This is a genomic window from Rhizobium sp. 05L419 (assembly GCF_056397845.1).
In genome coordinates this window covers 35315-47614 of the sequence record NZ_JBFTOF010000009.1, presented here as the reverse complement: position 1 = coordinate 47614, position 12300 = coordinate 35315, and the positions used below count along the sequence as shown (strand labels likewise).

Genomic DNA, 12300 nt, shown 5'->3' with positions numbered 1-12300 from the left:
GAGGTTCGGATTGCATCAGTCGCGCAGCAGCTCGTTGATGCCGGTCTTCGAACGGGTCTTTTCATCGACGCGCTTGACGATGACCGCGCAGTAGAGATGCGGGGCCGGCAGGCCGTTGGCCATCGTCGCATTGCCCGACGGCATGGAGCCGGCGACGACCACGGAATAGGGAGGCACTTCGCCGTACATCACTTCGCCTGTCGCCCGGTCGACGATCTTGGTGGACTTGCCGATGTAGACGCCCATGCCGAGAACCGAGCCTTCGCGGATGATGCAGCCTTCGACCACTTCCGAGCGGGCGCCGATAAAGCAGTTGTCCTCGATGATCGTCGGGCCGGCCTGCATCGGCTCCAGAACGCCGCCGATGCCGACGCCGCCGGAGAGATGCACATGCTTGCCGATCTGGGCGCAGGAGCCGACGGTCGCCCAGGTGTCGACCATCGTGCCTTCATCGACGAAAGCGCCGAGATTGACGAAGGAGGGCATCAGAACGACGTTCTTGCCGATATGGGCAGAGCGCCGGACGACGCAGTTCGGCACGGCGCGGAAGCCGGCGGAGCGGTATTCGCTCTCGCCCCAGTTCTCGAACTTCGACGGCACCTTGTCCCACCAGGTTGAATTGCCCGAACCGCCCTTGACGACTTCCATGTCGTTGAGGCGGAAGGAAAGCAGCACAGCCTTCTTCAACCACTGATTGACCTTCCAGACGCCATCGGCGCCGCGTTCGGCAACACGCGCTTTGCCGCCGTCGAGAAGCTCGAGCGCGGCTTCGACAGCATCGCGCACTTCGCCCTTGGTCGAGGTGTTCACGTTGTCGCGATTGTCAAAGGCGGTCTCGAGGGTCTTTTCGAGGGACGAAAGGTCGGTGGCGCTCATGGGAATTCCTTAAACTTCGATCTTTATCGTGGAGACCAAAGCCTCCGGGAATTGTGATAGGCGGGATGCGATCTGCTCTATCGCATGCAGGGCTAAAATGGAATGATTTTTCGGGACAGGATCACTCTCCCGTTTGAAGGCATGAAACGACATGCCGGCAGTGGCTGCCGGCGGGACTGAAAGGCATTTCGATATGGCAAAGGGACGAAACGGCAGGCTGCGGCGCAAGGATGGCGTCTGGGACCCGTTGAAGACGAGCGAGACCGACAAGCAACGCGCCGAGGCCGTGCCGAAGACGCCGCAGACGCTGTCGCCGGCCTATCGCCTTGCCTATGCCGACGAGGAGTTCCTGTGCCGCGAGGAGCTGCGGCCGATCCGTCTGCAGCTGGAATTGATGAAGACGGAAATGATGCTGACGGAGCGCGGCATCAAATCGACAGTCGTCATGTTTGGCGGCGCCCGCATCCCCGCACCCGGCCAAAGCGCCTGGGCGGCGCGAAACGAGGTGCAGCGCGCCAATCTGGAGGCAGCTTCGGTCTATTACGACGAAGCGCGCAAGTTCGCCCGTCTCTGCTCGAAATATTCGGCCGGCTTCGATTTCCACGAGTATGTCATCGTCACCGGCGGCGGACCCGGGGTCATGGAGGCGGGTAATCGCGGCGCGGCAGACGAGGGCGCGCCGTCGATCGGCCTCAACATCGTGCTCCCGCACGAACAGGCGCCGAACGTCTACGTGACGCCTGAGCTCAGCTTCAATTTCCACTATTTCGCGATCCGTAAGATGCACTTCATGGTGCGCGCCAAGGCAATCGCCGTCTTCCCGGGCGGTTTCGGCACCCTCGATGAGTTTTTCGAGTGCCTGACGCTGATCCAGACCGGCCGCATGGAAAAGATGCCGCTCATTCTGTTCGGCGAGATGTTCTGGCGCAGCATCGTCAATTTCGAAGCGCTGGCGGAATTCGGCACGATCGCGCCCGATGACGTCGATCTGATCAGCTTCGTCGACACCGCCGACGCCGCCTGGAAGATCATCCAGGATTTCTACGAGCACCACGACTAGAGCAATTCCAACAAAAGTGCATCGTGGTCTGGGGTAATCGCGCCGCGATTACCCCATGTTTTGCGTTCGCAATTGCGTGAAAACAAAAGGTTAGAGCGTTTTCGCGATTCGGAGAAATGCGGAAACGCTCCTAGAAAAACCCGCCGCGAAGATCGCGGCGGGTTTCGCATTCCGTAAGCTGTTGATTACGGAAATGGGCGATCCGGCATGTCGGCAATCGAGATTGTGCCGTCCTTGTTGCGGTCCATCCAGGTGAAGAACTTGTCGAAGGCGGCTTCGGCTTCCTGCTTGGAAATCTGGCCGTTTTCGTCGGTGTCGATCCGCTGCATCATTATCATGCCGCGCATCATGCCTCCGCGCTCCATGCCGCCGCGATGCGGGCCGCCATTGGCGCCGCCTGCCGGTGGTGCGGGCTGCACGCTGTCGGCATCGGCCGGGGGTGCCATCGGCGCTCCGTTATCATCGGCCGTGTCGTCGGCCGGTGCCTTGGCCTTTGCCATCTGGGCTTCCCGGTATTTGCGGATCTCGCCCGGTGTCAGTGAGCCGTCCTTATCGGTATCGATCGCGACAAAGATCGCCTCCATCCCATCCTTGGCTTCCTGCTTGGAGATTTGGCCGTCCTTGTTTGCATCGAACTGCTGGAGCATTCGAACGAAGATGATCTCGCGCATGGCCGCCATGCGCGGTGCGCCCATCATTGTGCCCATCGCAGGGTGCGGGCCTGGCGGATGGTGCTTCTTGTCGTGAGGTGCGGCAAGGCTGGTGCCGGCTGCGGCGCCGACAATCAAGACGGAGGAAATTGCGGCCAGTATCAGCTTGTTCCGAGGCATCTTGTTTCCTTTCAGTGCGCGATCTCATTGGGATCACACGAGAAAAGTAGGGCCGGTGCTGCAAATTGCCCAATTAAAGATCGGTAAGCTGGATGAAACTTTCGTAACCTAGACGGTAATCTTCCCAAGAAAATCAGTAAGATCGTCGGTGACGAAATCGATGTGATCGTCATCGCCGCTGGTTTTTTCCCACCACTCGACGACCGTTTCCTCGAGGTTGTTAGGCACCAGCAGAACCGTCTGCATGCCGAGCGCCTTCGGAACCTTGAGATTGCGCGGCAGGTCCTCGAACATCGCCGCCTTGCCGGTTTCGACCCGCTTCAGCGCCGTGAATTTGTCGTAGGTCGCCTGCGCGGGCTTCGGCACGAAGTCGGCCGCGACGATATCGAAGATGTCATCGAAGTGCTCGAGGATACCGAGCGCGCCCGCAGTCATCTCGGCATGCCTGACGCTGCCATTGGTGAAAATGAACTTGCGGCCGGGAAGAGCCTTGATCGCTGCACCCAGGTCCGGCTGCGCCGTTAGGCTCGAATAGTCGATCGCATGCGCCTTCTCGAGAAAGTCGTTCGGATCGATGCCGTGATGGATCATCAGACCCTGCAGCGTCGTCCCGTGCTCCAGATAGTATTGCTTCTGCAGCTTGCGCGCCTCATCGCGCTCCATCTGTAGCAGCGTCGACACATAGGACGTCATGTTCTTGTCGATCTGCGCGAAGAGATTGACGTGATGCGGATAGAGCGTGTTGTCGAGGTCGAAGACCCACTCGGTCACGTGCGAAAAATCGGATCTGGTCGGGGTACGATCTATCTTGGTCATGGCGGCTTTATGGCACGGCTGGCGCGCCATGCCAAAGTTTTTCACTGCGATCCTCCGCAAAAAGGCCTTGGGAAATTCTCAGCTTTGAGGCTGCCTAGGCTGGTTTTTGCCGTCGTCCGGGTCTGTTCTGCGGGCTCTGCGACCGAGTGGGGCGCACCACAGGATGCGGAGGAGGAAACGATGCTGCTGATCCGCACGTTTGGCAGGCTGCCGCCTCGCGCCATCGATCCAGCCGAATGAAACAGGTGCCCGATGAAATAGGTGCCCGATTTTCGGCGGACGGAAAACGGCAGCAATGGTAGAACGCATCATGCTTTTCGACCTTCCCAGTGAAGACACGCTCTACAATGCGTTGATCGCCCGCAGTTCCGACTACGAGGGCCTTGCCTATGCCTGCGTGAAGACAACGGGTATTTTCTGCCGGTTGACCTGCCCGGCGCGCAAGCCAAGGCGGGAGAACACGCTCTTTTGCGATTCCATCGCCACCTGCATGCAATCAGGATTCCGGCCATGCCGGCGCTGCAAGCCGCTGGAGCAGCCCGGCAAGGAGCCGATAATCGACGAATTGCTGGCAGCGCTCGATCTTGATCCGGCGGCGCGATGGACGGAAGACGATCTGGTCCGAAAAGGCTACGACCCCTCCACCGTGCGTCGCGCATTCAAACGCTCGCTCGGCATGACCTTCCTCGATGTCGCACGCCATCGCCGCCTCGGCGCGGCGGCGAGGCAGCTTGCCGGAGGCGCGCGTGTCATTGATGCGCAGCTCGATGCGGGTTACCAGTCCGGCAGCGGTTTTCGCGCGGCGTTCCAGCGGCTCATCGGCGCGGCGCCTGCTATGTCGCAGAACCGCGAACTGCTGTTTGCCGACTGGTGCGAGACGCCGCTCGGGCCGATGGTGGCGGTGGCCGATCGGACGCATCTGCATCTCCTGGAGTTTCACGACCGCAAGGCGCTGCCGGCTGAGCTTGAGGGCCTACAGCGCAAGACGCGCTCGACGGTTGCCGCCGGGCGGACCCAGGCAATCGACCAGATCGAGGCCGAGCTCGGCGCCTATTTCGAAGGACGATCGGCCGATTTCAGAACGCCTCTCGCGTTCGGTGGCGGTACCGCCTTCGAGCGAGAGGTCTGGACGAAGCTCATGAACATCCCTGTCGGCGAGACGCGCGCCTATGGCGACATCGCCCGCGAGATGGATAACCCCCAGGTCGTGCGCGCTGTCGGCCGCGCCAACGGCGCAAACCAGATCGCCATCGTCATCCCCTGTCATCGCGTCATCGGTGCGGATGGATCGCTGACAGGCTATGGTGGCGGCCTATGGCGCAAAAAATGGCTTCTGCGGCATGAAGGAAAGATGAAGCCCAAGGGGCTGTTTGAGGAGGGAATGCAATGAATCAGGTAGAAAAGGCGAGGGCGTTCGGCGCACTGCATAGGAAGGGAACCCCCGTTGTTCTCTACAACATCTGGGACGCAGGGACCGCAAGGGCCGTCACCGAAGCAGGCGCCAAGGCGCTTGCGACCGGCAGCTGGTCGGTCGCGGCGGCGCAGGGCTACGGCGACGGCGAGAAGATCCCGCTGGACGCACTGGTGGCCGTGGCTCGCCAGATCACGGCAGTCAACGATTTGCCGCTATCCGTCGATGTCGAAGGCGCTTACTCGACTGAGCCCGCAGGTGCAGCTGCCAACGTCGCCAAGCTGATCGACGCGGGCGCTGTCGGGATCAATTTGGAGGATCGGGTGGTCGGCGGAAGCGGCCTGCACGCCGTTGAAAATCAGGCAGCCCGCATCCGTGCCATCCGCGAGATGGCCGAAGGCAGGGGCATCCCGTTCTTCATCAATGCGCGCACCGATCTCTTTCTCGCTGAGGGCGACCAGTCGAAGCATGCCGGCCTGGTCGATGAAGCGATCGAGCGCGGCAAGGCCTATGCGGCGGCCGGCGGCAGCGGGCTCTTCGTGCCGGGGCTGGTCGACAAAGGCTTGATCGAGAAAATCTGCCGTGCCTCGGCACTGCCGGTCAACGTCATGATGTGGCCCGGAACTCCCGATCAGAAGACGCTTGCAGAGCTCGGCGTCGGTCGCGTCAGCTACGGGCCGGGGCCATACCGGGCGATGATAGAAAAATTGAAGGAGGCAGCGGCGGGGGTGTTTGCCGCCGCCGCTGGCTAAAACAATCCCACAAAAGCGCGTAGCGGTTTTGCATCCGGAACTACGAAGAAAACAAAAGCGTTTCCGCGATTCGAAGAAAAGCGGAAATGCTCTATCGTCGGCTTAGGGAATGATCAGCGTTCCCGCGCCATGCTCGGTGAAGATTTCGAGCAGGACAGAATGGGCGGTCTTGCCGTTCAGGATGACGACGCCCTGGACGCCCGCCTTGATGGCGTCGATGCAGGTCTCTACCTTCGGGATCATGCCGCCGGAGATCGTACCGTCGGCGATCAGCGCATGCGCCTGGGAGACGGAGAGCTCCTTGATCAGGTTACCCTGCTTGTCGAGCACGCCGGGAACATCGGTCAGGAACAGCAGGCGCGTGGCGTTCAGCGCGCCGGCGATGGCGCCGGCAAACGTGTCGGCATTGATGTTGTAGGTCGCACCGTCGCGGCCGGGAGCAACCGGTGCGATGACGGGGATCATTTCCGAACGCGCAAGCAGGTCGATGAGCGTCCGGTCGACCTCGACGACTTCGCCGACGAAGCCGAGGTCCAGAACCCGCTCGATGTTGGAATCTGGGTCCTTGATGGTCTTGCGCGCCTTTTCGGCGAAGACCATGTTGCCATCCTTACCGCAAAGGCCGATCGCCCATTCGCCGGTCTGGTTGATGAGCGCCACGATCTCCTTGTTGATCGAGCCGGCGAGCACCATCTCGACGATCTCGACCGTCTTTGCGTCGGTGACGCGCAGCCCGCCCTCAAATTTCGATTCGATCCCCATCTTCGTCAGCATCGCGCCGATCTGCGGCCCGCCGCCGTGAACGACGATCGGATTGACGCCGGATTGCTTCAACAGCGCGATGTCGCTGGCAAAAGCCTTGCCGAGCTCGGGATTGCCCATGGCATGGCCGCCGTACTTCACGACGATCGTCTTGTTCTCGTAACGCTGCATGAACGGCAGTGCCTTGGCCAGGAGGCGTGCCTGAGTTTCGCTTTCGGTCTCGATCATGGGATACCCCGCGGGAATTGGTTGCGGCCTTTTATCTCAAGTTTTTGACAGATGGAATAATCCAGACTGCATTAGTTTACCGTATCTGCTCGCATTCGGGCGACTTGCCAAATGCTGGACAACGCCCTTACTTACGCCACAGCAAAGGGAAGAGGCGCGGCATGACGAGCGAGGAAATCGCAGGACTGATCGGCCGCGTCGCCATTGGCGACCGCAAAGCCTTCGAAGCGCTCTATCGCGAAACCGGTCCGAAACTTTTTTCCATCTGCCTGCGTATCTTGAAGGACCGAATGGAGGCGGAGGAAGCCCTGCAGGAGGTCTACATCAAGATCTGGCAGCGCGCTTCGGCTTTTGCGGCCACCACGGGCGCGCCGTCGTCCTGGCTGGCAGCGATTGCGCGCAACCAGGCGATCGACACGCTGCGCAGTCGCAAGCCCGTGGCCGACGAATTGGACAGCGCATACGACCTTGCCGACGGCGAACTCAATCCGGAGGAGCAGACAGTGATCCGGGATGTAGGAAGGCGGATTGACACCTGCATGGAAGAGTTGGAAGCTGATCGGGCGGTGGCAGTACGAAGGGCTTATGTCGAAGGACTGAGCTATCTCGAGCTGGCCGCTCAGTTCGGCGTACCTTTGAATACGATGCGCACATGGCTGCGGCGCAGCCTCCTGAAGCTGAGAGAGTGCATGGAACGATGACATCGTCGGATCAAAGCAAGGGCGGCCGTTCCCGCGACGAAGTGCTCGCAGGCGAGTATGTGCTCGGCGTTCTCTCCTTCAAGGACCGGCAGGTGGTGGAAGAACGCATGCGCCGCGACCGTCCGTTTGCTGCCATCGTCAGCCGGTGGGAGGCCAATCTCTCGACCTTCAACGACGACTATGATGTCGTCACCCCGAGCCAGGAAACCTTCAAGCAGGTCGAGGCGCGCCTGTTCGGCTCGCCCGACAGAGCCTCCGTGCCTGCGCGCGGCCTTTGGAATTCGGTGGTGTTCTGGCGGTCGCTAACCGCCGCATCCCTGCTGCTCACTACTGCCGCACTTGTGCTCGCCTTTGCGGCGGTCTCCCCGCCGAAACCTGGCGCGCCGCTCGTAGCCGAGCTTTCGGCGCCGGGCAGCCAGGTCAACCTCCTGGCATCCTATGAAGCCCAAACCGGCCGTATGAAAATCATCCCGGTTGCGGCGGGCAAACCCGAGGAGAAGTCCCTCGAACTCTGGATGGTGCCGACAAACGGCGCGCCGAAGTCGCTCGGCGTGTTCCCGCCGGGGCAGACCGGCGAGCTTGTCATTCCGCCCGACATGCGCGGCAGCATCGGCGATGGAACCACGTTTGCCGTCAGTCTGGAGCCCTTCGGCGGCTCGCCGACCGGCCGGGCCACCGGGCCGATCGTCGCCAGCGGCAGTGCGCACAGGCCATAGAAGTTTTCGCTGAAACTCTTTTTGCCGCCACCTCGTAGATCCTCATGTCCGGGCATCGCTTAGGCATTCGGCTAGCTATCTGCCAGCGGACGCAAGAGGAGAACAATCATGATCAAGTCCGCACTGCGCACCATCGCGCTTGCAACTGCTGTGTCCGCACTCGCTTTCGCCGCGCAGGCCAAGAACCCCATGGTTGGTGGCGCCGCAATGTATCCGACAAAGAACATCGTCGAGAATGCGGTGAACTCAAAGGATCACACGACGCTGGTTGCAGCCGTCAAGGCAGCCGGTCTCGTCTCGACGCTCGAGGGGAAAGGCCCGTTCACCGTCTTCGCACCGACCAACGAAGCATTCGCGGCACTCCCGGCCGGCACGGTCGATACGCTGCTGAAGCCGGAGAACAAGGCCAAGCTCACCAAGATCTTGACCTGCCACGTCGTTGCTGCCGATGCCATGTCCAAGACGGTCGCCAAGATGATCAAGGATGACGGCGGCGAACACGACATCAAGACGGTCGGCGGCTGCGTTCTGAAGGCCAAGGAAAGCATGGGCAAGATCACGCTCACCGACGAGAGCGGCGGCGTGGCGCATGTGACCATCGCCGACGTCAAGCAGTCGAACGGCGTCATCCACGTCGTCGACAAGGTTTTGCTGCCGAAGATGTAATCGAGTTCAGGCAGCCTTTAGGGGCGCCCTATTCCACCCCGGGGCGCTTCTTTCACTTCCAGTTGGCGGTGCCGACGGTCTGCGCGATCGCTTCGCGCAGATCATCCAGCCCCTCGCTCTTTTCGGACGAGGTGGCGATGATGCCGGGATAGGCAGCCGGCCGCTTTTTGATCTTTTCGGCGGTGTCGGCGAGCAGCTTCGTCACAGCCGGAGGCTTGATCTTGTCGGTCTTGGTCAGCACCACCTGATAGGACACGGCAGCCTTGTCGAGCAGGTCCAGCACCTCGTCGTCGTTCTTCTTGATCCCGTGGCGGCTGTCGATCAGCACGTAGACGCGCTTCAGCGTCGCGCGGCCTCGCAGGTAATCGAACACTAGCTTGGTCCACGCGTCCACATGCTCCTTCGGCGCCTTCGCATAGCCGTAGCCCGGCATATCGACCAGCGCCATCGGCGGTAGATCGCCGCCTTCGCCGGAATATCCCTCGGGCACGAAGTAGTTGAGCTCCTGCGTTCGCCCTGGCGTGTTGGAGGTGCGCGCCAGCCCCTTGTGGCTGACGAGCGCGTTGATCAACGACGACTTTCCGACATTCGAACGGCCGGCGAACGCGACTTCCAGCGGTCCTTCCGGCGGCAGGAATTTCAGGGAAGGCACGCCGCGGATGAAAATCCACGGACGCCCGAAGAGCGGCTTGTCGTTGTTGTCGGTCATTCGGCCTTTTCCAGCGCGTCCAAATCCAGTGAACGTATGGCATTCAGGTTTCGGTTGGTTTTGTCAACCGGTGGGCAGAAAGGAGAAAGCCCCGCGGAAGCGGGGCTTTCGTCATTTTTCAGTTGGCGCCGGCTTTCGCCGGAACAGGCCCTTCAGGTTGTCGAAGAGCTCGATCTTCACGCCATGTCGGCGCATGATCACGCCCTGCTGGATCACCGACAGCGTGTTGTTCCAGGCCCAGTAGATGACGAGGCCGGCCGGGAAGCTTGCCAGCATGAAGGTGAAGACCAGCGGCATCCAGTTGAAGATCATCGCCTGTGTCGGATCCGGCGGCGTCGGGTTCATGCGCATTTGTACGAACATCGTCACACCCATGATCAGCGGCCAGACACCGAGATGAAGGAAGGTCGGAGCCGCAAACGGCAGCAGGCCGAAGAGATTGATGAACGACGTCGGATCGGGCGCCGAAAGGTCCTGGATCCAGCCGAAGAACGGCGCGTGGCGCATCTCGATGGTGATGTAGATCACCTTGTAGAGCGAGAAGAAGATCGGGATCTGCAGCGCGATCGGCCAGCAGCCGGCGATCGGATTGATCTTCTCTTCCTTGTAAAGCTGCATTGTCGCCTGCTGCAGGGCCATGCGGTCGTCGCCGAATTTCGCCTTCAGCTCTTCCATCTTCGGCTGCACGCGCTTCATGTTCGCCATCGAAGCGTACTGCTTGCTGGCGAGCGGGAAGAACAGCGCCTTGACGACGATGGTCGTCATCAGGATCGCGACGCCGAAGTTGCCGAAGTAGCGGAAGAAGAAGTCCATCAGCTTGAACATCGGCTTCGTCAGGAAGTAGAACCAACCCCAGTCGATCAGGCGGTCGAACTTCGGGATCGAATAGGTCTTCTCGTAGCCGTCGATGACGGGAACTTCCTTGGCGCCGGCGAATACGAGGTTCTTGAGCTCGACCGACTGGCCCGGCGCAACGGTGACCGCGTTCTGCTTGTAGTCGGCCTGGAAGCGCGGCTGACCGTCGGTGAAGTGGCTGAAGCGCGCGTCATAGGCCGTCTGCTGCGGCGGAATGATCGTTGCTGCCCAGTATTTGTCGGTGATCCCGAGCCAGCCGCCTGTTGCCGTTGCCGGCGCGACAGCTTCCTTCTCGACAGCTGCGTACTTGCTCTCGATGAGGCTGTCGCCGATGACGCCGATGAAACCTTCGTGCAGGACGTAGGTGGAGGCCACCGCCGGCTTGTTGTAACGCGTCACGCGGCCGTAGGACGAAAGCGCCGCCGGAGCCTGACCGGCATTGGTGACCTTGTCCGTGACTGTGAACATGTAGTGTTCGTCGACGGAGATCGTGCGGGCAAAGGTAATACCCTTGTCGTTGGTGTAGGTCAGCGTGACCGGGGCCTTCTCGGTCAGCTTCGCGCCTTCCGGCGCCGTCCACACGGTGGACGGGCCTGGAACGCTGCCGGTGGCCTCGTCGCCGATGTAGCCGAGCTCCGCAAAGTAGCCATCCTTAGTTTCGGACGGGCTGAAGAGGGTGATGATCGGGCTCGAGTCGTCCACGGTCTCGTGGTAGCCCTTGAGCTTCAGGTCGTCGAGGCGAGCGCCGGCGAGGTTGATGGAGCCGGAAAGCGCCGGCGTATCGATCATTACGCGCGGGTTTTTGGCAAGTGCATCGGCAAGCGAGGTGGTGGCCGGAGCCTGGCCGGTCGGGGCCGCGCCGTTCGTCTGCGCGGTATTCGCGCCGCCGGCCGCTGGCGTCTGCGTTTGCTCGGTGTGCTGCTGCGCCTTCTGGGCAAGCTCGGCCTTGCGCTGAGCTTCGATGCGCGGATTCATATATAGGAATTGCCACCCGAGAACGATCAGCACGGAGAGAGCGATCGCAATGAAGTAGTTGCGGTTGTTTTGCATCATACGTTCCTGGGGCGGCCGTCTCCGGACCGCTTGTGTTTCGGCTTTGTCGCGACGCGAGCTTTGAGCTCTGCGGCTAATTCTGTGAAGGATGCTTTGAGCACGTCCCTTCGCGCGACAACCACATAGTCGTGTCCGGGCTGCATTGCAAACCCTGCATGAAGTCGCACCGCCTCTTTCAGGCGCCGTCTCATGCGGTTTCGTTCGACCGCGTTGCCGTGTTTCTTGGTGACGGTGAAGCCGACGCGGGCTTCGGTCCGGGGTTCCTTCCGATCGAGGACCTCGAGCAGGAAGAAGCCGCCTCTGCGTTTTTCGCCATTGCGAACAGCAAGAAACTGCGGGCGGCTTTTCAGCCGCCCGGCAGTGTTTTTGGGTTCTTTCGTCGTCAATTCGCCCGCCATCTTATCGGGCAATTCCGGCTTAAGCCGAAAGACGCTTGCGGCCGCGGCCGCGGCGAGCAACGATGACCTTGCGGCCGCCCTTGGTAGCCATACGCGCACGGAAACCGTGCCGGCGCTTGCGAACAAGCTTAGATGGTTGATAGGTACGCTTCATTTATTTTAAACACCGCGGAGTGCGGCCCTTCTTGAATTTGCATAAAGCAAGGAGCGTTGTTTTTCGAACGGGCGAGGCTATCAAAAGCCTTGTATGACCGGACGTGCGGCGGCTTATACGGATGAAGGTCGGGAAAGTCAATTATCGCCCGAAATTTCCGGATTTGCGATATTTGCAAGGCAAATTCCTGCTGGCCCGTTAAGGTTTGTGACTTCCGGCAAACCTTCCGCGTGCGTGATTTTTTCTCCTGCTTCAACCGATCCGCGCATTTTTCGGCGCCGGCCGGTCCGCTGAACGCAAAAAACGACGTGCT

At 60.9% G+C, this 12300-nt stretch carries 14 protein-coding genes; 6 read left to right on the top strand and 8 right to left on the bottom strand.

What is annotated here, in order from left to right:
• Nucleotides 1–15 precede the first annotated feature (15 nt).
• The gene (gene dapD, locus AC1DMK_RS13945; RefSeq protein ID WP_037060579.1) at nucleotides 16–876 is read right to left on the bottom strand and encodes a 2,3,4,5-tetrahydropyridine-2,6-dicarboxylate N-succinyltransferase; all 861 of its coding nucleotides are present in this window, start codon (nucleotides 874–876) and stop codon (nucleotides 16–18) included.
• A gap of 193 nt (nucleotides 877–1069) precedes the next feature.
• Between dapD and AC1DMK_RS13940 the strand changes: the two genes are divergently transcribed.
• The gene (locus tag AC1DMK_RS13940) at nucleotides 1070–1936 is read left to right on the top strand and encodes an LOG family protein (RefSeq protein WP_037060940.1); all 867 of its coding nucleotides are present in this window, start codon (nucleotides 1070–1072) and stop codon (nucleotides 1934–1936) included.
• A gap of 185 nt (nucleotides 1937–2121) precedes the next feature.
• Here AC1DMK_RS13940 and AC1DMK_RS13935 read toward each other — a convergent pair whose 3' ends face one another.
• Entirely contained in the window at nucleotides 2122–2766 is a 645-nt protein-coding gene (locus AC1DMK_RS13935) for an EF-hand domain-containing protein (RefSeq protein WP_037060581.1), read from the bottom strand.
• 108 nt (nucleotides 2767–2874) lie between these two features.
• A complete protein-coding gene (locus AC1DMK_RS13930) occupies nucleotides 2875–3582 on the bottom strand; it encodes a pyrimidine 5'-nucleotidase (RefSeq protein ID WP_037060941.1) in 708 nt (235 codons plus the stop codon).
• Between the two features lie 310 nt (nucleotides 3583–3892).
• Here AC1DMK_RS13930 and AC1DMK_RS13925 point away from each other — a divergent pair, with 310 nt between their 5' ends.
• Together AC1DMK_RS13925 and AC1DMK_RS13920 are read left to right on the top strand one after the other, a co-directional pair.
• Complete coding sequence (locus tag AC1DMK_RS13925) at nucleotides 3893–4972, top strand: bifunctional transcriptional activator/DNA repair enzyme AdaA (RefSeq protein ID WP_477859894.1); 1080 nt, start codon at nucleotides 3893–3895, stop codon at nucleotides 4970–4972.
• Nucleotides 4969–5745, top strand: a complete 777-nt coding sequence (locus AC1DMK_RS13920) for an isocitrate lyase/PEP mutase family protein (protein WP_037060582.1) — start codon at nucleotides 4969–4971, stop codon at nucleotides 5743–5745. The genes AC1DMK_RS13925 and AC1DMK_RS13920 overlap by 4 nt, the downstream gene beginning before the upstream one ends.
• A gap of 102 nt (nucleotides 5746–5847) precedes the next feature.
• Here AC1DMK_RS13920 and argB read toward each other — a convergent pair whose 3' ends face one another.
• Nucleotides 5848–6735 carry an acetylglutamate kinase gene (gene argB, locus AC1DMK_RS13915; RefSeq protein ID WP_037060583.1) on the bottom strand — a complete coding sequence of 296 codons (888 nt, stop codon included), beginning with the start codon at nucleotides 6733–6735 and terminating at the stop codon, nucleotides 5848–5850.
• 161 nt (nucleotides 6736–6896) lie between these two features.
• Between argB and AC1DMK_RS13910 the strand changes: the two genes are divergently transcribed.
• From AC1DMK_RS13910 to AC1DMK_RS13900, 3 genes are all read left to right on the top strand, one after another.
• Nucleotides 6897–7436 (top strand): sigma-70 family RNA polymerase sigma factor, encoded by a 540-nt coding sequence (locus AC1DMK_RS13910; RefSeq protein WP_037060586.1) that lies wholly within the window; start codon nucleotides 6897–6899, stop codon nucleotides 7434–7436.
• On the top strand, nucleotides 7433–8152 hold the full coding sequence (locus AC1DMK_RS13905; protein ID WP_037060588.1) for an anti-sigma factor domain-containing protein: 720 nt from the start codon (nucleotides 7433–7435) through the stop codon (nucleotides 8150–8152). The genes AC1DMK_RS13910 and AC1DMK_RS13905 overlap by 4 nt, the downstream gene beginning before the upstream one ends.
• A gap of 108 nt (nucleotides 8153–8260) precedes the next feature.
• Nucleotides 8261–8818 carry a fasciclin domain-containing protein gene (locus AC1DMK_RS13900; RefSeq protein WP_037060590.1) on the top strand — a complete coding sequence of 186 codons (558 nt, stop codon included), beginning with the start codon at nucleotides 8261–8263 and terminating at the stop codon, nucleotides 8816–8818.
• 52 nt (nucleotides 8819–8870) lie between these two features.
• On the opposite strand, the gene yihA is transcribed toward AC1DMK_RS13900, so the two are convergent.
• The 4 genes from yihA to rpmH form a co-directional block, all read right to left on the bottom strand.
• On the bottom strand, nucleotides 8871–9527 hold the full coding sequence (gene yihA / locus AC1DMK_RS13895; RefSeq protein ID WP_477859725.1) for a ribosome biogenesis GTP-binding protein YihA/YsxC: 657 nt from the start codon (nucleotides 9525–9527) through the stop codon (nucleotides 8871–8873).
• Nucleotides 9528–9638: 111 nt separating this feature from the next.
• The gene (yidC, locus tag AC1DMK_RS13890; RefSeq protein ID WP_037060593.1) at nucleotides 9639–11432 is read right to left on the bottom strand and encodes a membrane protein insertase YidC; all 1794 of its coding nucleotides are present in this window, start codon (nucleotides 11430–11432) and stop codon (nucleotides 9639–9641) included.
• Nucleotides 11432–11833: a ribonuclease P protein component gene (rnpA, locus tag AC1DMK_RS13885; RefSeq protein WP_037060945.1), complete on the bottom strand. Its 402-nt coding sequence runs from the start codon at nucleotides 11831–11833 to the stop codon at nucleotides 11432–11434. The genes yidC and rnpA overlap by 1 nt, the downstream gene beginning before the upstream one ends.
• A 19-nt stretch (nucleotides 11834–11852) precedes the next feature.
• Nucleotides 11853–11987 (bottom strand): 50S ribosomal protein L34, encoded by a 135-nt coding sequence (rpmH, locus tag AC1DMK_RS13880; RefSeq protein ID WP_065689331.1) that lies wholly within the window; start codon nucleotides 11985–11987, stop codon nucleotides 11853–11855.
• Between the last annotated feature and the right edge of the window lie 313 nt (nucleotides 11988–12300).